Origin of the sequence: Paenibacillus sp. FSL A5-0031, assembly GCF_001956295.1 — a bacterium.
In the GTDB taxonomy this organism is placed as follows: Bacteria; Bacillota; Bacilli; order Paenibacillales; family Paenibacillaceae; genus Pristimantibacillus.
On record NZ_MRTD01000018.1, the window covers coordinates 78508 to 103764 of the forward strand.

Sequence of the window (25257 nt, forward strand, 5' to 3'; positions counted from 1 at the left end):
ATGAGAAACAGAAAGAGATTGGTTGCAGGTTTGACTTCGATTGTGGCGGTGTCTCTGATGCTTGCTGGCTGTGGCGGAAACGGTAACAGCAATGGGGGAGTGGATGGACCAACGACATCCGCAAGCGCCGAGCCCACTGCAACTGCAAGCGCAGATCCGGTCAAACTGACTATGTGGGGAGCTGTGCCGGCCGAGAACGGACCCCAAGAGGTTGTCGACAACTGGAACAAAGAAAATTCGGATATTCAGGTGGAGTATGTACGGTTCGTCAATGATGAAGCTGGCAATCTGAAGCTGGATACGGCTCTCATGTCCGGCCAGCCCGTAGACATGTACGTAAACTATGATTACAGCCTTTACGAGAAGCGTATAAAAGCAGGAAACGCGCTTGATATAAGCAGTTTTACTGACTATGATGTGAACGAAAAAATGGGTGAAGGTGCCGCCTTTTGGAAGGTGGACGATAAGTATTATGGCGTTCCAACCCAGAAAGGCTTATCCTTTGTCTGGTTGAACAAGGACATGCTCGATGCCAAGGGACTGCCTGTTCCTACGGAATGGGGACTGGACGAGTTCAGGGATTATGCCGCCAAGCTGAAGGATGATAAGGTTTGGGGATTGGCGCAAAGCGATTATTACTTCAATGTGCCTATCAACGGTTCCATGCTGAAGCAAAGCTTGCAGCTGACGAATCCGGACGGTACTTCAGCTTTCGACAATCCGTTGACGGTCAAAGCGCTTCAGGTTTATTCGGACATGATGTTTACGGATAAAAGCTTGATGCCTCATACGGAGCAGATTACTTCGAAGCCCGCTTTGGACCAGATGTTTGTGAAGGGAGAAAGCGCAATGCTATTTTCCACGAACCAGATTTTCCGTACGACTAACAATGTGGCAGAGTTCCCACGGTCGTTCAAGGTGGCGGCGGCGCCGGCTCCCAAGGTTAACATGGATCAGGCCGATTACATTAACGCTGGCGGCTTAGGAGACGTGGTTGCTATCAATCCCCGCACCAAGCATCCGGAAGCTGCCTGGAAATTTATCAAGTGGTACGCAGACGGTGGAATGCTGCCGATGGCGGCAGGCGGAAGAGTGCCTTCATCCAAGGATTTTCCAGTCGATGAGGCTGTTGCCCTTATGTTCAAAGGTGTGGAGGATACCTATGACCTTGATTCAATTAAGCGGGTCATGTTCGGAAGCCTTCCACTCGGTCTGAGCCGTCTGGACCGGAAGACAGGCAGCGAGCAGCAGGCAATTTATGACAACGTGTTTTCCCGAAAGCTGACTCCTGAGGAAGGCGCGAAGGAATTAGCGCGGGTGCATAACGGGAATTTGCAAACAACATCTAAATAAAGTCGTCAGGCTAAGGGGAAGCGAACCTTTGACGCCGCATCCCCTTAGCCGCAAGCTGCTGGATACTGCAAGCTACATTATAAAAAGAGAAAGGCGGTGACCGATCGTGAGTTGGATGAAGCGACAGAGGCTGATTGGTTATGTATTCATTGCTCCCAATCTAATCGGAATGATGGTATTTATGCTCGTTCCGGCTCTGTTCTCCTTTTATTTAATGTTTACGGATTGGGTATTCGCTAGCGGGCAAACCCCGCGTTTTATCGGATTGGATAATTTTAGAATGATGGTGAGAGATGATTTATTTGCTGTATCGGTCAGAAATACCTTGCTGTTGTTGGTCCCTGTACCGATTTCGATTATGCTCGGATTTCTAATTGCTGTCATACTCAACAACCGGACATATTTCCAGAAAACGCTGCGTGCGTTCTTTTTCGCTCCGTATTTCACTAGCGGCATCGCCATTGCCTTTGTATGGATGGTGCTATTTCAGCCTTCCAACGGTCCGATTAACGCATTCCTGCGATCAATTGGCATTTCGGAGCCTCCCCTATGGTTTGCTTCTCCAGATACAGCGATGTATGCGGTGCTGATCATGGTGACCGCAGGCGGAATTGGGTACAACATGATTATTTATTTGGCCGCGCTGCAGGAATTGTCCTCCGAGCAGCTGGAAGCGGCAAGGATGGACGGAGCGACGTTTGGGCAGCTGCTGCGTCTGATTATATTTCCTTTGGTTAGTCCTACCACCTTTTTTCTGATGATTACCGGCTTCATCGGCTCCATCAAGGGCTTTGGCATGATTTATGCCATCACACAGGGAGGCCCTGCCAATAGTACGACGGTTTTCTCTATTTTCGCCTATAAGAAAGCGTTCAGCTTTTATGAAATGGGGTACGCGTCAGCCGTCTCGTGGACCATGTTCCTGATCATCCTTTGCATCTCGCTTATTCAGTGGGCGGGCCAGAAAAAGTGGGTTCATTACTAACGGAGGGGAAGACGCACAATGGAAATTAGAAATAACAGAATAATCAGAAAACGAATAATCAAGAGCTTTAATACGATCTTCATGGCACTAGCGAGTCTACTGTTGTTGTCGCCAATGATCTGGATGATCAGCACCTCATTCAAGATGCCGAAGGACGTTTTCACTTTTCCAATTCAGTGGATTCCACTTGATCCTGTATGGACCAACCACTTTAAAGTGTGGATGACTGGCGATGGATTTGCTCTATTTTATTTAAACTCTTTGAAAATATCGATCATTTTAATGATTGGAGCTCCATTGCTCGCTGCATTTGCCGCTTATGGCTTCAGCCGCATTCCCTTCAAGGGAAGGGATGCCATCTTTATGCTTTATCTTTGTTTGATGATGATTCCGCAGCAAGTACTGTTTGTCCCGAAATTTATCATGTTTGATTGGATGAATATTTATAACACTCATTGGGCGCTCATTCTTCCGGGCTTGTTTACTGTATTCGGCGTCTTCATGATTAGGCAATTTTTTATGAGCATTCCCCATGAAATATCTGAAGCGGCTTTCATTGATGGAGCCGGCCATTTCCGGATTTTCTTTCAATTGTTTCTACCGCTTTCCAAACCGGTTCTGGCAACCTTCGCTATCATTGATTTTACATGGACGTGGAACGATTATGAAAACGCTTTGATTTTTTTGCTGGACAAAAGATTGTTTACGGTGCCGCTTGGTATGCAGAATTTCATGCTGGAAGCGGGAGTGGACTATAACATGATGATGGCTGCCGCCACAGCAGGAGTCGTACCGCTGCTTATCGTCTTCTTTATTGGCCAGAAGTATATTATTCAAGGGTTCTCCAGTTCTGCGGTCAAAGGATAAACGATTATTATAGCAAGCAAAAAGTTATGTGTGAAACGAGCAATGATGATTGTAGTCAGTGTTCTGATGGTGATTTGCTCCGGCAATACAAATGTTCATGCCGGAGCAACAGGTGATGAGATTAGTTCAAAACCAGAAAATGAAAGCGCTTTACCAAGAGCTGTGACTGATCTGTTTGATGTAACACAATCATTCATTCTAGGAGGTGCGTAATGAATATAAGCAGAAAGATAATTCGTATATGGTTCGTCATGCTATCCGTATTATTGGTATCTGGAGGACTTATTCCACCAGGCGGGATATCGGCGTCCGCAAATACGCCGGATGTGATATATGCGCAATTAGGAAACGATCCAATTTTTAACGGATTGACGGTGCTGCCCGGGGATAATTCTACGTCCCCGCAAGCGGCGGTAAAAGGCGGTAAGCAAAGTTGGGGGACGAACAAAAGCGGAGGAGTTCAGTTTATGTATTTGAATGCGGCTCCTGGCTATTTCGTCGAAGGGCAGAGCCGGGTTGAGGTTTCGGTCGATTATTACGACGGCGGAACCGGCAAATTTAATCTGATGTATTTAAAGCAAGGCGGGTGGCAGGAAGAGAAATATGTTCAGCTTACCGGAAGCAACGCTTGGAAGACGCATCGATTTTACGTTTCTGATGGCGTTCTGATTACAAAAATGCGTCTGGGCCTGTACGGACCCAAGATGGGGAGCAGCCAAGAGGATGTCTTCTTTAAATCGGTAACTGTATCCAAACTGCCGGATTACAGTACAGCAAACTCGGTGCAGGCAGTTTTGAAAAGCAACAGGACCTATGAGGGCATTAAAGTGCGGCTGGGCGGTAATGAAAAGTACGCTGAGCCGATAGTCTCCTATGCTTCCAGGGAGGGGTGGTCTACGCAAATCAGCAATAATTACGCCTACATGTACTTTGATCTCGATAGTTCATATGGAAGCGGGAAAAATCAAAAAGTGGCAGTCGACTATTTCGATCGCGGCACAGGCAAATTTAATTTGCGTTTCACCGCAGCAAATAGCAGTACTGATTCGGATACGGTGCAATTGACGGGGACAAATGAGTGGAAAACACACGTTTTTCAGCCAGTGGACGCCGACTATACGACAATTCGATTGGCAGGGATCGGGGAAGATGTCGTCATCGGCTCCATTAAAATTTCGAAAGCTGACGATCCGGAGCAAGGTCATGAGGTTGTTACGGCGACATTAGGTGCGAATCCCGTATTCAGCGGCTTGCATATGTTTCCAGGAGATCCGCAATTGCGGGATCAGAGCGGGAAGGCCGAAGTTATTGGAGGCAAGGACAGCTGGCGCACGGATAAAAGCAATTCCCGCAGCTTTCTTTATATGGAAGTGACCGATGAGGAATTTGTCTCTAGAGGTGATCATCGCGTCGAAGTGACGGTCGAATATTTTGACGGACCTGTTGGGAAGTTCGCCTTGTCCTACCTGAATGACACCGGCTGGCGTGATATGAAGCATATCCGACTGACGGGTACGAACAGTTGGAAAAAGGAGCGGTTTATTGTTCTGCAGGCGGACTTGAAGCGAGTCATGCGTCTGGGCGTTTGGTCAGGCGAAATGGGTACCAGCGAGACGGACGTTTATTTCAGAGAGGTTTCAATCCGGCCTTTGGATAACTACAGCGACGTGCAGTCAGTGAAAGCTCAGTTAAATAGCGACTGGAAGTACGAGGGAATTAATGTGTTCCCGGGAGACAATGCCAAAAATAAGGCGCCGATCGTTGTAAGATCAGAGCAGGAAGGCTGGACGACGGACACGGCTAATGGCGCGAAGTACTTGTATTTCAATGTAGACGATACGTATGTTTACGATGTGGATTTGCCGATCGAAGTTGTGGTGACTTACCTCGATGTTGGCAAAGGCACGATTGTGACTGAGTATGATGCCATAAAGGGCGGATTTACGAAAGCAAACCCGATTCAATTGACGGATTCAGGGATATGGAAGACGTTTATCGTCACTCTGCCTCACGCCAAGTTTTCCAATCGTGCCAACGGCACGGATTATCGTATTTATTATACCAAAGCATCCGTAGATACGGCTCAGGATGTCGTGATCTCGGCGGTCACCGTGAACAAATACGTGCCAGAGACGCGGGATATGAAGATTATTCCGACGACAACGGGAAATGTATTTCTTGTGGGGGAACCAATCAGCCTTGATCTAAAAACGGTTGCAAAACGGGTCAATTGGAAACTGGAAAATTATTGGGGTACCCCCTTCGGCGAAGGTTCGGCCGTGGTCGGAGAAAACGGTAACCTAACCTTGTCCATGCCGACACTTAGCAAAGGGTACTATAAACTCCATGTAACGGCTGTAGACGGTGAACGAATTGTGAAAGGAACGACAACTCCAATTACGGTGCTCTCTTCGAACGCGGATACGATTGGCCAATCATCGCCATTTAGTCTGGCTACACATTTCGGTCAAGGCTGGGATCAAACATTGATTCCTCTTATTTCCAGACTGGGTGTCAGCATGGTACGAGACGAGCTTTATTGGGGGGCGATTGAGACGCAAAAGGGCGTTTATCAATTCCCAGAGCAATACGATTCGTATATGGCGGCCTTAAAGCAGCAACAAATATCACCGCTTATCGTGCTGAGTTACAACAATAATCTATATCCCGGCGGCTTTCATATTAAAGATCCTGCAGGGGTAGCAGGTTTTGCGAATTACGCGCGCGCCGTATTGAATCATTACGGAGAACAGATCAAAGAGGTTGAAGTATGGAACGAATATAACGCTTTTGGCGGCGGAGCTTCTGCATCGGATTATTTTCCGCTGGTGAAAGAGACGTACGATGCTGTAAAGGAGCTTCGCGAGGATGTACGCGTGATCGGCCCTGCCGGAGTGACCATTCCTTATGCCTGGATTGAAGAACTGTTTGCGCTTGGCGGTCTGAACTATTTGGACGGCGTTTCCGTTCACCCGTACCGTTTTCCACAAATCCCTGAAGGCGGCGATCTGGATTTAGACAAGCTGAACAAGCTGGTTGCAAAGTATAATACCAGCGGCAAGGACATACCGCTTTGGCTGACGGAAGCGGGCTGGCATACGAAGCTTGGCGGAGATGGCGTCTCGGAGGATAAACAAGCGGAATATCTTGCCCGTTATAATGTGCTGGCGATCTCTGAAGGCGTGGAAAATATCACCTGGTACGATTTGAAAAATGACGGTACAGAGCCTGAGAACCGGGAGCATAACTTCGGCATCATTGTAAACGAGGAAGATGAGCGGGGCGCTTATACGGCCAAGCCTGCTTTTGCAACTTATGCGGTTCAGACGAGGCAGCTGACCGGTGGGGAATATGTTGAGCAGGAGCAGGTGTACGGCAACGTAAGGAGCTATCTGTTCCGCAAGAATGGCGAAGATCTACGCGTTCTATGGTCTCTTACTCCGCAAAAGGTTGTCTTGACGACGGATAGTCCTGTTATCGTAACGGATTTCACCGGAGAAGAGCAGACGCTTGTGCCTTTGAATAACAAAGTCTATTTAAAGCTTGGCAATCAGGTGTTTTATGTAAAAGGCAACATTACCGACATTCAGGCTGGTGGCTTATTCTCTGCGGATGACGTTGTTGCAGCTGTGAACGATCATGTTCGCGTACGTGTAAAACTCGATAATACGGGCAGCGCTACAGCAATGGATGCCGAGGTTGAAATGGCTGGCGTCACGCAGACTGTATCCGTTCCGGCGAATGGGCAGCTTGACGTACCTGTCTCTCTGCCTGCGGTTCCGGAGATTGGAAGTCGGACTTATATTGCCAATGTGAAAGTAGATGGCCAGTTGCGTGCTCACTTGCTTGTGAACGCGCAAATCGAGGAACCGTTTGGCATGGCAGTCGAGCCGTATATCGTATCCATGGACGAACAGACGGGCCAGTTGAAAATCTCTTACACGAACAATTCAGCCGTATCCGCTTATACGCTAACGAGCTTAGATTGGAAGCTGGGCGAGCTTTCTGGATCACAACCATATAATGAAGCGATTCCACCTGCTTCCACATGGCGAGGAAGTGTAGATATTCCGATTCCTGCATACGGAAAACCTTACGCTTATCAAGTGAAGCTGAATTTTAAAGAAACTGCGACCGTAGCATTGGATGGCTTCACCGAGTTTAATCCGATTATCAAGAAAACGGCTTCCGGCGAGAATTTGCAGGAAACTGAGATTCCCGATTATGCCCTGAATTTAATTAAATCGGGCAACAATCGTGTAAAAGGCTGGAAGGGACCAGATGATTTAAGCGGCGACTTCTGGTTGAATTGGGATGAGGAGCATCTCTATTTGACAGCTAAGATAAAAGACGACATTCATTATCAGGATCAATGCGGTTCCTCATCCTGGACCGGCGACGGGATCCAGTTCGCAATCTTCTCAGGTGTAGCGGGCAAGGAAATACCTGATAAGTACGAGTACGGATTTGCGCTTTGTCCGAACGGGCAGAGTGTCGTCCACCGCTGGGTCGCTCCGCAGGGGGTCGAAGCGGGAGACGTGACAAATGCGGAGGCGAAAGTGATACGCGATGAAGATACGAAATATACGTATTACTATATTGCTTTGCCGTGGAGCGAACTTGCTCCGGTTCATCCAGATAAGGGAATGTTGAGCTTCAGCTTGTTGTTCAATGAGAACGACGGAGCGGGCCGGAGAGATTTCTTCGAATGGGGCGGCGGAATCGGCTCTTCGAAAGATCATAAGGAGCTGCGTCCGATGCAGTTTATGGGGGAAACCGTGCAAGAAGCTGACAAAAGCGAGCTGACAGGCGCAATTAACGGGGCAAGACATCTGCATGATACGGCCGTGGTCGGCGATCAAGCCGGTCAATACCCTGCTGCGGCGAAGAACGAATTTCTAGCGGCTATTGAGTCGGCAGAAGCAGTTGAGGCCGATCCGGGAGTCTCACAGGTAACGGTAGATGCCGAGGTGGTGCAGTTGAATGCGGCAATCGCTAAATTCAAGGCAGCTGAGATCAAAGAGGAGCCGAGCGATCAAGCTGTATTGGCAGGTCCCGAACAAGTTCAAATTGGAGAAAGTTTTGAGGTTACCTATGGTCTATCTGAAGGGACAAAGTTATATCAAGCCCAGGAGGCAACGTTACAATTCGATCCTGCCCAAGTACAATTTGAAAGCTTCGTTGAACCGAGCGAGAAAGAAGGATTCATCATTGTTGATTATAAGCTTGACGAGGGAGAACTAACATTTATCGCCGTAGATGTATCGAAGGATGCTGGATCATCCAACAAAAAACTTGTGAAGCTTCATTTTAAAGCGATTGCGCCAACGGCAGAAAATGCTGCTACATCGATTAAAGTAACGGAATTGCAGCTTGCCAATGCGCCGGATGAGGAAATCTACGGTGTCGGCACAGAATATAAAGTAACGATTCAAGGCGTGAAGGAAGTTGATAAGTCAGATCTGAACAAATTAATTGCAGAAGTGGAACAAGTCTTAGAGAATGCCCAAGTGGGAAGCTTGCCAGGCCAATATCCAGCAGAAGCAAAAGCAGCACTGCAACAAGCATTACAACAAGCACAAGCCGCCGCGGATAATGTGAAATTAACAAAAGCTGAGTTGGAAGCTGCAATTACAGCATTAAAGCAAGCACTGAATACCTACAGCAAAGCGGTTCATGTTGCAAAACCAGGCGATGTGAACGAAGACGGCAAGTTCACTATTGGAGACTTAGTGAAGCTAGTTGAGGCATATGGAATAACGGAACATGATCCTGAATGGAATCAAGTGAAACATCTGGACTTCAATAATGATGGAGAAATTGGTCTTGAAGATGTTGTACTCGTTGCTAGATTAATTCTGAATAAATAGTGTTAGAGCTAGGCGAATGCACATCTAGTTAAACTAAGAGATGACGTACCATGTTCGGATAACGAAAGGGGGATTTCGGATTCCCCCTTTCGTTAAGTTATGGCAAAGAAGGGACAGCATAGGATGAAATATTCGCGTTTTGCAATGAGAATTATTTTACTCATTAGCTTCATCGCAGCCTCAATCCTGCAACCATCAAACAATGTACAAGCAGCAGCAAGCGATGCCACATTTGAATTTACTAGTCGGACCGATGAGGTGAAGCCTGGAGATACAATCGAGCTATCTGTTTCTGCAAAAGATGCTAAACTTGTCTATGGTTACGAACTAACCATCCAATATCCTGCGGAGCATTTGCGCTTTAAAAAGTTAGTCAGTGCATTCAGTCCGGCATCTTTTCACAAGCTTTTTGACAAGGAACCGGGGAAATTACTTATATTTGGTGCGAAAACAGGGAACCAGCAAGGAGATAACGGGAATCTCGATCTAGCGAAAATTCAATTTGATGTAATTAGCAAGAAAAAGGTAGAGATAACGATCACAGCTGAACTATCAAAAGTGAAATTGATGACGAGGGATCTGGATGCTAGTACTATCGATGTGAGCAAAAAAATTGATTTTAGATTGAAACCGCAGATTCAAATTCAATTAAAGGATATAGCCGGACATTGGGCGGAGAAAAATGTTTTACGCGCGTTGGAATTAGGATTTGTGGTTGGTTACCCGGATCTTACCTTTCGCCCAGACCGATCAATCACACGGGAAGAGTTTGCTGCAATGCTAGCTAAAGCGATGGAACTATATCCCGAAGAAAACAAAACTATATTCAAAGATCAGCAAGTTATTCAAGCTTGGGCAAATACGAGTGTGTTGGCGTTGGTAGAAAAGGGGATTATAACCGGATTTCCTGACAAAACCTTCCGGCCAGCTAGAGACATTACACGCAGCGAATTAGCGGTAATCATGGCTAGAACATTAAAACTGGATACAAATGATGTTCCCCGCACTGCGTTTAACGATTCGCAAGAAATGATGGGCTGGGCCGAACCGTCTATTGCAGCTGCTGTCAATGCAGGATTGTTGCAAGGTAGAGGCAATAATTGGTTTAAAGGAAACGAATTCACTACCCGTGCAGAGGCAGTAAAGGCGATCCTCTCAATTTTGGATACTATCTCGGAAACTGATTTAGAAGAAAGCGAATGATCTTGGTTGCGAGCTTACCACTTTTGAGTAATCTCCTTTTTTGTGGTATACAGGTTAGACCCGAATCTCGCGGAAACTTTCAACAATTTTATTATTCTAATAGAAGCCCAGTCCATTCGGACTGGGCTTCTGTTTTGGAACCATACTCTGCATGCTATCTACTAGGTAGGCACTTTCCGGAGAACACGTCAGTCAGATTGAGCTTTTCATATCGTTATACTTTGTTATTTTTCCGATAGTCAGAAGGACTTACTCCGACACGTGACGAGAAGATACGGCTGAGATAATATCCGTTGTCATAACCGCACTGTACAGCAATTTCCTGCAAAGTATAATCGCTTTCCATCAAAAGAGATTTTATTCGATTGATTCGTAAGGATGTGATGTACTCACTAGGATTGATAGAGAAGGTTTGTTTAAACTTTCTCGTCAACTGCACAGCGCTTAAACCAAATTCAGCGGCCACTCTATTGATGTTGAAAGGTGTATAGGCGAGCGTTTGCAAACGCTCGAGTATGGCTTCAAGCATAGGATCTTCCGCGCTTGGCATGGATTCCTGAAATGGATTGAATTGATCACTGGCAAGCAGGAGGATGTCGTGAATAATCGTGTTCTTCCAAAGCTGCGCTTGTTGATTCGCATGCCCCGATAGCCTACGAAGCATGCGAAGATTTGATCTTAAGCGATCCGGGTCCCTGATAATCACTTGGCCATGTGGATAGCTTTCTGTCGTTGTGTGAATGTTGGCGTTCGTTTCGGCTAAATGAAACAAAATGAAGTGAAAAGTTAACTTCTCAAGCGTTTCTCTATGGAATGCAATATGAGGAGGGCATATGACGATGCTGCCGAAGCTGGATTCCCCCTCTTGGCTTTCAATCTGGAATGAAAAACGGCCGCTTTCAGGTATGAACATAACCCAGTTGGCGTAAGTGTCCATGGAAAGCTGGAATCGATCGATATTTTGCCAATAGTTATAGGATATTACAGTCGGTGTGTGCGACCATAGCGCGGGATGTTCCATTCTCATAAACTCCTCGAAATAAAGTATATCCTTGAAGTCATTATAGTGCATTTTATTATACTTTGAATAGCAATATATTTGAAATTGAAGATACACACAACTTATATTCAGGGGGAGATTGCCATGAGAAATGAGTTAGTGAAAACGGATATTACCGTAGTTGGAGCCGGGTTGGCAGGCGTTTGCGCGGCTATCGCCGCAGCAAGATTGGGCTTGAAAGTGGCGCTTGTTCATAACCGTCCAGTGCTGGGGGGCAATTCCAGCTCGGAGGTGAGAGTGTGGGTATGCGGTGCAACCGGTCATGGAGTAAATCGTTATGCCCGTGAGACGGGGATCATGGGCGAGTTGTTCATCCAAAACCAGTACCGCAATCCCGAGGGGAATCCTTATTTGTGGGATTTGACGCTGCTGGAAGCCGTTCGCGCGGAACCGAACATCAGCTTGTACTTGAACACAGACGTCCGGGAAGTCGAAGCGGATGGAGAGCTTGAAGAGCGAGTTATCCGCGCCGTTACCGGATGGATGATGGGCTCGGAGCGGCTTATTCGCTTCGAGAGCGAAGTGTTCCTCGATTGCACGGGAGATGGGTTGGTCGGTTTCCTGGCGGGAGCCGCCTATCGTCTAGGGCGTGAAGCGCAGCACGAATACGAGGAGGATTGGGCGCCAAAGGTCGCGGACGACATTACGTTAGGCAGCACCCTGCTGTTTTACACGAAGGATACCGGCAAGCCGGTTCGGTTTGTCGCTCCGTCATTTGCTAAAGATATTTTGACGACATCCATTCCAATCAAACGAGTCATACGCAGCGGCGATTCGGGCTGCCACTATTGGTGGATCGAATGGGGTGGAGAGCTGGATACCGTTCATGAGAACGAGCGAATCCGCGATGAGCTGTGGTCAGTCATTTATGGGATTTGGGACTATATCAAAAATTCGGGTCAATTCGATGCGGAGACGATGACGCTCGAATGGGTGGGCTCGATCCCAGGCAAGCGGGAGTACCGCCGCTTTATTGGCGACACGGTATTGAATCAAAACGACATTTTGGCACAGCGTCCATTCGACGACAGCATCGCCTTCGGTGGATGGTCGATCGACTTGCATCCCCCTCAAGGCATGTATGCGTCTGAGAGTGGATCTAAGCATCTGCATGCGGATGGAATCTACCACATTCCGTTCGGCTCTTTGTATTCAAGAAACGTGAGCAATCTGTTATTTGCCGGACGGAACATCAGCGCGACGCACGTTGCTTTTGGCACGACGAGGGTAATGGCAACTTGCGCGGTAATCGGAGAAGCTGCGGGGGCAGGAGCCGCGTTGTCCGTCATGAAAGGCGTAACCCCGCGCGAGCTGCGTGAGTACCATATTGCCGAACTTCAGCAGATCTTGCTTAAGAGTGACGCTTCGATTATCGGATTACGGAACATGGATGAATTGGACTTGGCTAGGCGAGGAACCATGAGCGCTTCGAGTACTTTAACGCGAATTTGCTTGGATCAGCCATCGGAGGCGTACCCCCTTGCAAAGGACGTCGGTTTGCTATTTCCAATTGAAGGTGAGATCGGAAGGTTCGAGCTGCTGCTGTCAGCAAGCGGGGAAAGTGAGCTTACTGTTGAGCTGTGGGATACCGGACGTGCGGAAAACTACATTCCGGCAACGTTGCGTCATAGTGTGAAGGTGAAAGTAAGCACGGGTGAGCGGCAATGGGTCGAGATTCCGCTCGTGCAAGGTAGCGATGAAGCGGCGAAAAATGCATTTCTTATCGTCCGCGCAAACGACCGAGTCAGCTTGTTCAAGTCGGCTGTTCCGTTAACAGGCGTACTCGCTTTTGAGAGCATGCATACAGAACACTCTAGTCGCAATGATGACGAGCGGTATACGCCAGTCACCGAATGGAGCATGAAGCGGTTGGTTCGCGAGCCATTTTGTTTCTCGGCAGCAACGGGAGCCTATGCGGCGAGCAAGGCAAACGATGGTTACGCAAGACCGTTCGGCGGACCGCATATTTGGGTATCGGAACCGCTGAAAGCCGGTGTTGACGAATGGATTGAGGTTGATTTAATTGAAGCGACGAATGTGTCCGAGATCCATGTGACCTTCAACGACGACGTAAACGAGGATTTAATTAATCTCCATCATCACGAAACACCTTTTTTAGTTATTCCGGAGCTCGTCAAAGACTACCGAATTGAAGCTTGGGCAAACAACGGGTGGGCTGTTTTGCATAGAGAAATAAACAATCGAACCAGAAAAAGAGTTCATTCCATAAATGGAGTACAAACCAATAAGCTAAGATTGGTTGTCGAAAGTACGAATGGCAGCCCGCGAGCGGAAATTGTGGAGATTAGAGTATACAGTTGTAAATGATAAGGTTTAATCTGGAAAAAAGAGGGTGCCTTTGCCAATCTCATGGCATGAGGACACCCTCTTACTTATTCTATTTTAAAAAAGGGGACAAGGCTCCATCAAAATAATCATTCAAGTATACGATCAAATTTAAGAACTATTTTGAATACCAATTCGAACAAAAGTACAACATTCATCGAACAAAACTCCCCCGTCGTGATAAACAAAGCCTCTAACGAAACAAATTTCCCACCCATCAGAAACAACTGTCCGTTTTTTCCGAAGACTCCTTTCGATACAATGAAAGCGTATACTATTCCGTAAAGGAGATTAGATATGAACTTTGACTTAAGTATAGTACCTTTCAGTCGAAGAGAATCGTTCCTAGCGATCTCCATTTTGCCTGAAGCCAAAGATAGACAACAAGGCCTATATATGCGCACCGTGCGCGGTGGCGATGATAAATTCGGCGAAGCTTTCCATATCGATATGCTTGATGAAAGCGGCCAATCTGTATCTTTCCTGTCCAAAGCTTCCCCAGAGCGGATTCAGTTGATCTCGGAACGCGGCTTAACGGCAGAAATTTGTATATCTGACAGCCGGACATTCCGAGTTCGCGCGAACGGCTGCGGAATTCGCTTGACCTTCCGTACGGCCGCTTACGATTATGCCTATCAAGCGTCACCTAGCAGCTGGGAAGTAAACAGCTTCACCCATGAATGCAGGTTCATGCTTTCTGCGCTTGTTGGCGAGCTGCGGATGGAAGTTCCATGGGACAAAATCAAAAGCTCATATGTTATCGCAAACTTCTTGCCGGACAATAAAACGGGTAAAATAGAATTTGCTATTGAAGAGTTTAGGACCATTTTGGAGCCGCGGATGGCTTGGGAACCTTTTGATGATGTCGTTAAGCAAGTGAAGGAAGAGTTTAATTTGTGGTTGAATAATAGCTTAACGCTGCCACAACGCTGGGAAGAAAGCCGAGTACTTGCCGCTTATATTACGTGGTCCTGCCTTGTTCCGGCAGAAGGCTGTCTCACTCGGCCAGCGATGTATATGTCAAAGAACTGGATGACGAATATTTGGAGCTGGGATCACTGTTTTAATGCGATGGCGCTTGTTCGCCATGATCCGAAGCTAGCATGGGATCAGTTTATGATTTTCTTTGACCGGCAGGATGAGAGCGGGCTTATCCCGGATTTCATCAACGATAAATATGAACTGTGGAATTGCAACAAACCGCCCATTCATGGATGGACACTTGCTTGGATGATGGCACGAACGGACTTTATCAAGGAGGCGCAGCTTCAAGAGGTTTATGGGCCTTTGTCCAAATGGACAAAATGGTGGTTCAACTACCGCGATGGCGATAGCGATGGCATTCCGCAATACAATCATGGCAACGACTCTGGCTGGGATAACAGTACGGCGTTTAATAATGGCATTCCGGTAGAGAGCCCTGATTTAGCAGCTTTTCTTATTCTTCAAGCAGAGCTTTTAGCTGAAATTGCTGAACGGCTCGGTCATGTGGAAGAAGCAGTCGAATGGAGACAGCTTGCTGAGGGAACAATGAAAAAAATGATCAGCCATTTTTGGAAAAATGGTCAATTTACAGCCTGCCGATCAGGTACGCATGAGCTATCAGAAGGTGACAGCCTATTATTGTTCGTTCCAATTATATTGGGCAAACGTCTACCTGAGCATATCCGTACTGCACTGCTAGAAGGGCTGCGTGATGAGAACAGATTCTTAACTGCTAATGGCTGGGCGACGGAGAGTGTGAATAGTCCTTTCTATAGTGCTGACGGCTATTGGCGCGGTCCAATCTGGGCGCCCTCGACTATGATACTGGTTGAAGGTGCTGCCGCTGCAGGAGATCTTGAGCTTGCTGAGATGGTCTCACGCCGGTTCTGCGCCATGCTGGACCGAAGCGGGATGGCCGAAAATTTTGATGCGATGACGGGTCAAGGTTTACGTGATCGAGCTTTTACATGGACGTCGAGCGTGTTCCTCATTTTGGGTAATGAGTATACAACCGAATGAATCACTGCACTTCCAATAAGCCAATAATAGGCTGACGGGAGGTGCTTTTGACGTTTATGGGAATAAGATCTCATTTGTGATTGGTGGGTTGTCGTCCACAGCAAATTTGCTGGAATTGCTTCTCATTGTTTGGTAAAAGAGGTCCATGATACACTTCAAGTATTATGGAGTGGAGGAGGAAGGATGTAATTATGATGAATCATATACTTAAGAAACTCAAAACTCCTCTTTTGTCTGGCTCTTACCGGAGCATACGAACCAAGCTGCTCTTCTGTTTTCTCATTGTGACCATTATTCCGCTGCTCTCGCTTGGAGCTTTGTCTTATTACCAATCCGCGAAGGTCATTAATTCTCAGTTTGGCAAATATGGAGATAATGCAGTGGCTCAATTGGAACAGCAGATGAGCTCTTATTTGAATCGAATGAATCAGACAACAGAAACTATTTATTCCTATTTGCTTGATCCTGCGCGCGTTGATCTAAGTGATCGCGTGCCGACAACGTATAAAGATATCATGGATAAAAATGATTTCGAAGCACTTTTGAAAGCGCTTAAATCCGATCGGACGATTGGAATCTATATTATTACCAGTTCCGGCTATTATTATGGCGAAAATAATCTTGATGTATCCAAGCTCAGTCTTATTCCCGCATGGCAAGCCATGATCCATTCGATTGGCGGCAAGTATTGGTTAGGATTTTACTCTCAGAACCATGCTATGGGCGAAACGATGGAGAACGGGATCTCATTGCTTGGCTTGGCAGTACCGGTTAATAGTCCTTACGGAGCGCTGCGAGGCAGTAAAATTTTAATCGAAGAAAATGCCGAAGATCTGCTTCATATGTTCAAGCTGTTCGAGAATGATACGAAGGCACATCTCAAAATTGATGATCCACAGGGAAGAATTATCTATGAGACGGCAACTGACTTCGAGCCCAAAGAGAGTGACATCTTATGGACTAAATCTCTTGCTGTTAATGGGTGGAGCATTGAGGCAAGATTGCCTGCTGCATCCTTTTATCGCTCTTCCGACATTATACGCTCGAATACCGTCATCGTCGCTTTTGGCTCCTGTCTGCTGGCCTTTGGACTTGCATACTTGTTCTCTTCCCGGTTTACCGCACGGATTCGCCGCCTTAAGGATGCGATGCAGAAGGTAAGCTTCGGAAAGCTGCATACAAGGACTCAGGTTGAATCCCATGACGAGCTAGGCATCCTAGATACAAGCTTTAATAATATGGTCAGCGGGATACAATCGTTAATTGGCGAAGTTGAACGGAGCGAGCGACTGAAGAAGGAGGCGGAGCTTAAGGCTTTCCATTATCAAATTAATCCACATTTACTGTTTAACACGCTTAATTCGATTCAATGGAAAGCAAGGCTGCAAGGAGCAGAAGATATCCGTCAGATGCTGTATCACCTTACGATGGTGCTTGAGGGTAATTTGGATATCTCACAAGAGTTGATTTCTATGGAACGTGAGCTTCGGATGATTGATCATTTTTTGAAAATTCAAGAAGTGCGCTACGGTTCCACGTTCGAGTATGAGCTGGAATGCGAGGAGCATTTGAAACGCTATCTGATTCCTCGAATGACGCTGCAGCCATTGTTCGAAAATATTTTTTTCCATGGCTTCGAGGATGGCATGGGTGTGATCCGTTTGACTGTACAGGAGAAAGGAAATCATTTATTGCTTAGTTTATCTGATAACGGAGCTGGCATTTCACCAGATAAGCTAAAGCTTCTACTATTGCCCAATATGACGAATCGCAAGGGCCGAGGAGGACTTGGAGTGCAAAATGCCGATCAGAAATTCAAACTGCATTTTGGCCTGCAGTATGGGTTAACCGTACAATCGATTCAGGGTGAAGGGACTACGATCATCATTGAATGGCCCAAAAAGGAGGATAACCTGCATGGAAGCAACCAAAATGATTAAGGTGTTAATCGCAGATGACGAAAGTATTGTCCGCAAAGGACTTCGTTCAACCGTTCCTTGGGATAAATATGGTATGGAAGTGGTCGCTGACGCTCCAAACGGCCGCAAAGCCTGGGATGCTTTTCTTGAACATCAGCCTGAAGTTCTCATAACAGATATTGTCATGCCCGAGATGGATGGCATCGAATTATCACGGAAAGTAAAGGAGAAGGCTCCTCATACAAAAATAATTTTACTCAGCTGCCACCGGGATTTTGAATACGCGCAGCAGGGCATGAAGCTGGGTGCATCAGGTTATCTGCTCAAAACCGCCTTCGAGGACGAAGAGCTGGAAGGAATGCTGGCGAAGTTCCAGATTGAACTGGGGGCGGCTTCGGAATCCGCGGTGCCTGAAGAAAATGGCATTGATCAAGGAGAACGCTTGAGTACCCTGTTGTACGCTTGGTTGAATGGACATAACAATAAATTTATTGGCGAGATGGAGAAACGTACTTGCGAGGAGTGGTCTTTCCATGGCGAGCCTGTCTATATCTATTTGGTCAAGACTTCAGGCTGCGAGTCATCCTGGCTTGACCTATTGAAGAAAGTGACATACGAGGATCAAAGGATTTGTGAAGGGACGATTATTCCTTATGGGGAGGAACGCTGCTACTGTATCGTCCCGCAATCTAAATTAAATGTCTTGGACATGCTGCTAGTGGAGCAAAAGAGCAAGAATACGAAGCTGCAGTGGGCCAAAAGAGGGCCGCTCATGCATGCGGATGAACGACTTCAAGCATGGTCAGCGCTTCATAAAGAAGCAGAACTGGAGAAAGCCCACAGCGTATCCGCAGTGGATTGGCCGGAGGCAATTTGGCGTGCAGTTAACTTGCTGCATGATAACCCAGCGGCAGATTGGTCAGTCAGCGACGTGGCCAAACAGGTCGGCCTCAGCCGCAGCCATTTCTCGATCCTGTTCAAAAAAGCAGTAGGGGACAGCTTTGTCGCCTATCAGTATAAACGCAAGCTGAAATTGGCATATGTGTTATTGAAAGAAACGACGCTTACGATGCAGGACATAGCCGAGCGTACAGGGCTTGGCGATAGCAAATATTTCAGTAAATGGTTCAAGCGCTGCACGGGGCAAACGCCCAGCTACTACCGTACCCAACAAAAAGGCAGTACGCTCCAAACAGATGTGCACCTTCCCAAGTAAATCGAACAAAACCACACCAACATTCGAATGTTTAACGGTTTTGTAGCGCTTTCATTTTTATTAAGATGAAAGCAGTTCAATTACGAAGTACTACACGGATAGGGGAGCTGCCAGAATGAAGAACAAAATTTCTCTTATTATTGTTACGACGGTTATGACTGTGACAATGCTTGCTGCATGTTCAGGTAATAACGAAAGTACAAATGGCACGACTGCGAAGCCTGATAATGAAAAAGGTTCTACAGCTTTGAAAACGCTTCGATTCGCTACATGGGATACTGGGGATGCGCTCAAGATTGAGCAGGATATCGCTAAGAAGTTCGAAGCCAATCATCCTGGCACGAAGGTTCAAGTAGAGGCTTACGCAGATGGATTTGACCAAAAGCTGGCTGCAGGCTTCGGGGCTACAAATCCTCCCGATGTCATGTACATGTGGGATTTTCCAACCTATCACCAGTCGCTTGAGCCGCTTAACAGCTATGCAGACAGTGATGCGGACCTGAAAAAGGATGACTTCTACAGCGGCCTATTTAATTACGCGACAATTGACAACAACCTTTATGGCATTCCGGCAGGTTTCACGACACGTGTTGTGTACTACAACAAGAAAATGTTTGATGATGCGAAGATTCCTTATCCGAAGGATGGCTGGACATGGGATGAGTTCCAAGAAATCTCGAAGCAACTGACGGACAAAACAAAGAAGCAATATGGCTTCGGAGTTCGGGCTGAGAATGACACTTATGATCTGCAAGGGTTTGTATGGAGCAATGGCAGCTCCTATATATCGGATGACGGTAAAACAATAGACGGTTACATGAACAGCAGCGAAACAGCAGGTGTGATTCAAATGTTTGGCGACATGTTAAAGAACGGCTCTGCCGTGCTTGCAGGTGGTAAAGGTCAACAAAGCGGCGAGGATATTTTTAAAGCTGGCAAAATCGCTATGTGGGAGAGCGGAATTTGGCCGCTCGAATCTTTCAAGCAAGCTGGCATTGATGTAGGCACCGTGGAGATGCCGGCATTTCCAGGCAAGCAGGTTAAAGGCGTTGTCGCAGAATCTGCGCTGTCCATTGCGAAGGATTCCAAGCAAAAGGATTTGGCTTGGGAATTTATCAAATATTATGTATCGAACGAAGCGATCAAGATGCGCGTAGCTGATTTGCCAGTAAGATTAAGCGTCGTGGAAGAGCTCAAAAAAGATCAAGATCCTCTGTACAAGCCGTACTATACGATGCTTGAACGTTCTGATAATACACCGGCTTTCCTGCTTAACGCAAAGTGGAATGAAGTGAATAGACAGCTTTCCGCGGCAGTAGAAGCAGTTATGCATGGCAGTAATGCGCAGGAAGCATTGAATCAGGCGGTAAAAGATAGCGAGCGTTACTTGAAATAACATTATAGCTGCAGAAAGAAGGTTAGGAGATGGCTCAGACCTACCCACAGACAGCAGGAAAACATTCAGCCAGCCTGAAACGCAGATGGGGTGGGGCTGTGCCCTACCTCTTCATTTTTCCATGGATCTTCGGATTCCTCGTTTTTACTTTGGGACCGTTGTTGTTTTCACTTATTATTTCTTTTTTTGATTGGCCGATCGTGGGCAAGGTGCAATTTATTGGATTTGGCAATTATGTAGAAATGTTTACAGATGATCCGTTGTTTTGGAAATCATTCGGCGTCACGATTAAGTTTGCAGTGCTATTTGTTCCGCTCAATATTGCAGTTGGGCTCGGACTTGCGATTCTTCTTAACCAGAAGACACGGGGCAGTGCGATTTTTCGAACAGCATTTTATTTGCCTTCTGTTATTTCAGGTGTTGCTTTAGCAATGATCTGGTCTTGGGTTTACAGCGGTGATTACGGCATATTGAATTATTTTCTGTCACTCGTCGGTGTACAAGGCCCGGACTGGCTGAATGAAACACAGTGGTCTCTCGTAGCCATGGTTGTCGCAAGCCTATGGGGACAAGGCGCAATGATGCTCGTCTTTCTCGCTGGGCTCAAAGGGATTCCAAAGGATCTTTATGAATCCGCATCGATTGATGGGGCGGGTATGATTAGGCAGTTCATCAGCGTAACGATTCCGCTGCTAACGCCGACGATTTTGTTCAACCTAATTACTTCTATTATAGCGGCGTTTCAACAGCTCACTCTCGCGTTATTGCTCACGGGCGGAGGCCCTATGAAATCTACGTACTTCTATGCGATGTACATGTATGAGAATGCGTTCAAGTTTTTCAAAATGGGCTACTCTGCTGCAAATGCATGGTTTATGTTTCTCATTGTGCTCACATTGACTTTTTTTGTATTCAAGTCGTCAGAGGCTTGGGTGTTCTATGAAGGTGAAATGAAACGTTTGCCGGAGAAGAAATCAAAGTCCAGTGGAAAGGGGAGATCCGTATGAGGCGGATCATCGTTTATTCGCTGTTGATCTTCTGCTCGCTGATGTTCGCTGCCCCGTTATTTTGGGCGTTAACGACCGCTCTTAAGTCGCAGACGGAGCTGTATCTTTTTCCGCCAAAATGGATTCCTTCGGTTTGGAAATTCAGCAACTTTGCGGAAGCATGGACAACGCAACCTTTTAACTTATTTCTCAAAAATACGCTTATCGTAACTTCGTTGTCTACGATTGGCCAGTTAATATCCTGTACTCTAGTAGCTTACGGGTTCGCGAGATTTGATTTTAAGGGTCGCAATCTCCTTTTCCTAGTTGTACTAGCGACGATGATGGTTCCTTGGGAAGTGACAATGATTCCGCAGTATATGGAGTTCAACTATTTGGGATGGATTAATACGCTCAAACCGCTTATCGTACCTTCTTGGTTCGGTTCAGCTTACTTCATATTTTTGCTGAGGCAGTTTATTCTTACGATTCCGCGTGAGCTTGATGAGGCGGCAACTATAGATGGGGCGAGCAAATTTGGAATTCTTGTGCGGATTATAGTGCCGCTCATGGGACCTTCGCTCATTTTAGTCGCTGTGTTTCAAATTATGAGCTGCTGGAATGATTATCTGGGGCCGCTTATTTTCCTTAATGATCAGTCAAAGTACACACTGACGCTCGGATTAGCACAGTTCAAGGGCATGTTCGGCGTCGATATGCAGTCGATTATGGCGATTACTTGCCTCATCTCGATTCCTCCGCTCGCTGTATTTTTTTTCGCACAGCGTTATATTGTCGGTGGAATAGCAGGTACGGGGATTAAGGGATAGGCAGCATGAATAGATAGAGTGATAGAGATAGGTTTAGGAGAGGAGCGGCATCGATGCGAAACGAGAAAATAGAACGCGATTGGGATAACCTTGCCATACTTGCACGTGGACGTGCGAAAAGCCGATCATATTTTATCCCGTATTCCGATCGTGCTGGAGCTTTGAGCTATGACCGAGGGAGCTCCCCTTGGTTCCGCTCATTAAATGGCAGTTGGAAGTTTCATTATGCGAAGGGGCCTGAGTGGGCACCGGATGGATTTTATGAAGACCATTATGATACATCCAGCTGGGATGATATTCAGGTTCCAAGTCATTGGCAACTGAAAGGTTATGGAAATCCGCATTATACAGACTTGTATTATCCATTCCCTGTCGATCCGCCTCATGTACCCAATGATAATCCAACAGGCAGCTATATAAGAGAATTCGTGCTGCCTGCACATTGGGATGGAAGAAAGCTTGCCGTCAAGTTCGATGGCGTAGATAGTGCCTTTCATTTGTGGGTTAACGGGATATTCGTGGGATACAGCCAAGGAAGCCGATTGACATCGGAGTTTGATTTGACGCCTTATGCGAAGCCGGGTATCAACCGTCTAGCTGTTCGTGTATACCAGTGGTCGGACGGCAGTTACTTGGAAGATCAGGATATGTGGTATATGAGCGGTATTTTTCGAGATGTATATTTGATTTCGGAGCCATCAGCGGTTCGTATTGTGGACTACCGAGTAGTTACCGATTTGGATAGTGAATATTGCGATGGGATGTTATCGGTACAGGTGGAACTGAGTGGAGAGGATCTGCAAGGTGAAGTTCGGCTGGAGCTGCTTGGCCCTGAAGGCGCATTTGTTTGTTCAGCGATGAATCCAATCGCTTCTGCTGATGGTCAGACTTTCGTAGCAAGTTTTGCCATGCCAATTGTGAAGCCAGCCCTTTGGAGCGCGGAAGCTCCTGCTTTGTATCATCTGACAATTAGTATTGTGGATCAGAATGAACAAATGATCGAGACCGTTGCTCAGCGGGTGGGCTTCAGGAAGATAGAAGTAAAGGACGGCCAATTTCTGGTGAATGGCAAAGCCATTTTGCTCAAAGGCGTAAATCGTCATGACCATCACCCTGATACGGGACGAACAGTCACCCTATCGACGATGGTTCAAGATGTGAAAATGATGAAACAGCATAACATTAATGCGGTTAGAACGGCACATTATCCGAATGATCCGAGATTTTATGATATTTGTGATGAATACGGTTTGTATGTTATGGAAGAAACGGACTTAGAGACACATGGCTTCGAGCTTTTGGGCAATATTGCTAAGCTAAGCGATGACCCAGCATGGCAGGAAGCGTATGTGGAGCGGATGAGACGTATGGTGGAGAGGGATAAGAATCATCCTTCCATTCTGTTCTGGTCGCTCGGCAACGAATCTGGCTTTGGCTGCAACTTCCGGGCAATGTCGGAATGGTGCAAACAAAACGATCCGACCCGCCTTATTCACTATGAAGAGGATCGTGAAGCGGAAGTGTGCGACATCGTGAGCACGATGTACTCCTCCGTAGAGAAGATGGAAGGTTTTGGACAGCTGGTTGATCATCCGAAGCCGCATATCCTATGTGAATTCGCTCATGCGATGGGGAATGGTCCAGGCGGTCTCAAACCCTATTTTGATACCTTTGATGCTTATCGAAGATTGCAGGGCGGCTTCGTGTGGGAATGGGTCGATCACGGCATTCGCAGGAAAACAGCCGATGGCAAAGTTGATTATGCTTATGGTGGAGACTATGGCGATGTTCCTAACAACAGCAATTTTGTTATTGATGGACTTGTTCGACCAGATCGAACGCCTTCACCCGGACTCATTGAATATAAGAAGATTATCGAGCCTGTCAGAGTCTTGTATATAAATAATGATCGTATACGAATTACGAATCGGTATGACTTCCTAACGCTGGATCATCTATATGCAGATTGGAATGTGACAGTAGAAGGACGGATTGTCCAAAGTGGTGTACTTTCGCTGCCTAGGATAGCACCCGGTGAAAGTGCAGAACTTCGTATTCCTATGCGAAATGATTCGCAGTTGACCCTCTCAGTGGAAGGAGCGGAGCGCTGGCTGAATATCGGCTTCTCGCTTGCAGCATCTTGTATTTGGGGAGAGCGAGGGCATGAGATCGCATGGGCTCAGCTTGCTATTGAACCTGCGCGGAGCTGCTCAACAACCCGAGCTGACGGGGATTACGCTAATGAAGGATTGACTTTGGCAGCAGCCGTAAGTCTACCTATTCCTAGCTTATCGTGCATGGAGGACGGACGACAGATTAGCATTGGGAACGATTATTTCAATTTGGTAATCGATTCACGGCAATCAGGGATCAGCTCACTCCGAATAAACGGACAAGAGTTAATAAATAAAGGGCCGCGTCTCAACTTCTGGCGAGCCCCGATTGACAACGATATGTATGTCCTGCCCGATTGGCGCAAGGCGCATCTCGATAAATTGACGGAACGAATCGATGATTGCCATTGGGAGCGATTAAATGAAGGGACGATTCGGATCAGATGGTCCTCCCGAATTGCTCCGCCTGTCTATGATTGGGGCTTCCGCTGTGAAACGACTTACACTGTAACAGGCACAGGCTTAATCATTATTGATGTGCATGGCGTACCTGAAGGCAAGCCGCCTGCTATGCTTCCTAAGATTGGATTTCAATTGGAAATGCCATCAGAAATGGATACAGTCAAATGGTATGGCCGTGGTCCGGGAGAAAATTATTCCGACAGCAAGGAAGCAGGAAGATTTGGTGTGTATACCAAGTCAGTTGATGAACTATTTACCCCATATATCTATCCACAAGAGAACGGGAATCGTATGGATGTTCGCTTTGTATCTATTACAGACGGCAGTGGAATTGGGCTGCTGGCGGCAGGTGTAAAGGCGCTTGAGTTCAGTGCTCGACGTTATACGGATGGCGACTTAGAAGCAGCGCAGCATGCGAGTGATCTTGTTCCGCGGGATTTTATTACACTTAATTTGGATTATCGCCAGAATGGTCTTGGCAGCAATAGCTGTGGACCTTCTCAATCAATGGAAAACAAAGTTGCGGCAGAGGAATTCCGTTTCAGACTGCTGCTGAAGCCTTATCTTTCAGAAGATACGGCTCCCGAGAGGCTCAGCCATCACATGAGACAGGAAGCGAATCTACTACAACAGGAGGAGAAATAAT

15 protein-coding genes are annotated in these 25257 nt (G+C 46.8%); 14 read left to right on the forward strand and 1 reads right to left on the reverse strand.

What is annotated here, in order from left to right; genetic code table 11:
* The 6 genes from BK120_RS26310 to BK120_RS26330 all read left to right on the forward strand — a co-directional run bounded on the left by BK120_RS26310 (position 1) and on the right by BK120_RS26330 (position 10278).
* Positions 1–1353 (forward strand): ABC transporter substrate-binding protein, encoded by a 1353-nt coding sequence (locus BK120_RS26310; RefSeq protein ID WP_076270478.1) that lies wholly within the window; start codon positions 1–3, stop codon positions 1351–1353.
* 115 nt (positions 1354–1468) lie between these two features.
* Positions 1469–2338 carry a carbohydrate ABC transporter permease gene (locus BK120_RS26315; RefSeq protein ID WP_076270531.1) on the forward strand — a complete coding sequence of 290 codons (870 nt, stop codon included), beginning with the start codon at positions 1469–1471 and terminating at the stop codon, positions 2336–2338.
* An 18-nt stretch (positions 2339–2356) separates the two neighbouring features.
* Entirely contained in the window at positions 2357–3205 is an 849-nt protein-coding gene (locus BK120_RS26320) for a carbohydrate ABC transporter permease (protein ID WP_076270479.1), read from the forward strand.
* Between the two features lie 42 nt (positions 3206–3247).
* On the forward strand, positions 3248–3418 hold the full coding sequence (locus BK120_RS35545; RefSeq protein ID WP_179089900.1) for a hypothetical protein: 171 nt from the start codon (positions 3248–3250) through the stop codon (positions 3416–3418).
* Positions 3418–9075 (forward strand): cohesin domain-containing protein, encoded by a 5658-nt coding sequence (locus BK120_RS26325; RefSeq protein ID WP_076270480.1) that lies wholly within the window; start codon positions 3418–3420, stop codon positions 9073–9075. Before BK120_RS35545 ends, BK120_RS26325 begins: the two co-directional genes overlap by 1 nt.
* Positions 9076–9198: 123 nt before the next feature.
* A complete protein-coding gene (locus tag BK120_RS26330) occupies positions 9199–10278 on the forward strand; it encodes an S-layer homology domain-containing protein (protein WP_076270481.1) in 1080 nt (359 codons plus the stop codon).
* Between the two features lie 214 nt (positions 10279–10492).
* On the opposite strand, the gene BK120_RS26335 is transcribed toward BK120_RS26330, so the two are convergent.
* Positions 10493–11299 (reverse strand): AraC family transcriptional regulator, encoded by an 807-nt coding sequence (locus BK120_RS26335; protein ID WP_076270482.1) that lies wholly within the window; start codon positions 11297–11299, stop codon positions 10493–10495.
* A 123-nt stretch (positions 11300–11422) separates the two neighbouring features.
* Here BK120_RS26335 and BK120_RS26340 point away from each other — a divergent pair, with 123 nt between their 5' ends.
* The 8 genes from BK120_RS26340 (at position 11423) to BK120_RS26375 (ending at position 25256) form a co-directional block, all read left to right on the forward strand.
* Positions 11423–13666 (forward strand): FAD-dependent oxidoreductase, encoded by a 2244-nt coding sequence (locus BK120_RS26340; protein ID WP_076270483.1) that lies wholly within the window; start codon positions 11423–11425, stop codon positions 13664–13666.
* Between the two features lie 315 nt (positions 13667–13981).
* The gene (locus BK120_RS26345) at positions 13982–15688 is read left to right on the forward strand and encodes an amylo-alpha-1,6-glucosidase (RefSeq protein WP_076270484.1); all 1707 of its coding nucleotides are present in this window, start codon (positions 13982–13984) and stop codon (positions 15686–15688) included.
* A gap of 191 nt (positions 15689–15879) precedes the next feature.
* Complete coding sequence (locus tag BK120_RS26350) at positions 15880–17628, forward strand: sensor histidine kinase (protein WP_305953907.1); 1749 nt, start codon at positions 15880–15882, stop codon at positions 17626–17628.
* Positions 17606–18823: a response regulator transcription factor gene (locus BK120_RS26355; RefSeq protein ID WP_076270485.1), complete on the forward strand. Its 1218-nt coding sequence runs from the start codon at positions 17606–17608 to the stop codon at positions 18821–18823. The genes BK120_RS26350 and BK120_RS26355 overlap by 23 nt, the downstream gene beginning before the upstream one ends.
* A gap of 115 nt (positions 18824–18938) precedes the next feature.
* Entirely contained in the window at positions 18939–20219 is a 1281-nt protein-coding gene (locus BK120_RS26360; protein WP_076270486.1) for an ABC transporter substrate-binding protein, read from the forward strand.
* A 29-nt stretch (positions 20220–20248) separates the two neighbouring features.
* The gene (locus BK120_RS26365) at positions 20249–21226 is read left to right on the forward strand and encodes a carbohydrate ABC transporter permease (RefSeq protein ID WP_083682486.1); all 978 of its coding nucleotides are present in this window, start codon (positions 20249–20251) and stop codon (positions 21224–21226) included.
* Positions 21223–22035, forward strand: a complete 813-nt coding sequence (locus tag BK120_RS26370) for a carbohydrate ABC transporter permease (protein ID WP_076270487.1) — start codon at positions 21223–21225, stop codon at positions 22033–22035. Before BK120_RS26365 ends, BK120_RS26370 begins: the two co-directional genes overlap by 4 nt.
* A 53-nt stretch (positions 22036–22088) precedes the next feature.
* Entirely contained in the window at positions 22089–25256 is a 3168-nt protein-coding gene (locus BK120_RS26375) for a glycoside hydrolase family 2 TIM barrel-domain containing protein (RefSeq protein ID WP_076270488.1), read from the forward strand.
* Position 25257: the final 1 nt, after the last annotated feature.

Coding starts and splice junctions, on each gene's coding strand:
- BK120_RS26335 (WP_076270482.1), bottom strand. CDS start 11,299: ATGGAACATCCCGCGCTATGGTCGCACACACCGACTGTAATATCCTAT.
- BK120_RS26355 (WP_076270485.1), top strand. CDS start 17,606: ATGGAAGCAACCAAAATGATTAAGGTGTTAATCGCAGATGACGAAAGT.
- BK120_RS26325 (WP_076270480.1), top strand. CDS start 3,418: ATGAATATAAGCAGAAAGATAATTCGTATATGGTTCGTCATGCTATCC.
- BK120_RS26340 (WP_076270483.1), top strand. CDS start 11,423: ATGAGAAATGAGTTAGTGAAAACGGATATTACCGTAGTTGGAGCCGGG.
- BK120_RS26365 (WP_083682486.1), top strand. CDS start 20,249: ATGGCTCAGACCTACCCACAGACAGCAGGAAAACATTCAGCCAGCCTG.
- BK120_RS26315 (WP_076270531.1), top strand. CDS start 1,469: ATGAAGCGACAGAGGCTGATTGGTTATGTATTCATTGCTCCCAATCTA.
- BK120_RS26360 (WP_076270486.1), top strand. CDS start 18,939: ATGAAGAACAAAATTTCTCTTATTATTGTTACGACGGTTATGACTGTG.
- BK120_RS26370 (WP_076270487.1), top strand. CDS start 21,223: ATGAGGCGGATCATCGTTTATTCGCTGTTGATCTTCTGCTCGCTGATG.
- BK120_RS26345 (WP_076270484.1), top strand. CDS start 13,982: ATGAACTTTGACTTAAGTATAGTACCTTTCAGTCGAAGAGAATCGTTC.
- BK120_RS26320 (WP_076270479.1), top strand. CDS start 2,357: ATGGAAATTAGAAATAACAGAATAATCAGAAAACGAATAATCAAGAGC.
- BK120_RS26310 (WP_076270478.1), top strand. CDS start 1: ATGAGAAACAGAAAGAGATTGGTTGCAGGTTTGACTTCGATTGTGGCG.
- BK120_RS26330 (WP_076270481.1), top strand. CDS start 9,199: ATGAAATATTCGCGTTTTGCAATGAGAATTATTTTACTCATTAGCTTC.
- BK120_RS26350 (WP_305953907.1), top strand. CDS start 15,880: ATGATGAATCATATACTTAAGAAACTCAAAACTCCTCTTTTGTCTGGC.
- BK120_RS35545 (WP_179089900.1), top strand. CDS start 3,248: ATGATGATTGTAGTCAGTGTTCTGATGGTGATTTGCTCCGGCAATACA.
- BK120_RS26375 (WP_076270488.1), top strand. CDS start 22,089: ATGCGAAACGAGAAAATAGAACGCGATTGGGATAACCTTGCCATACTT.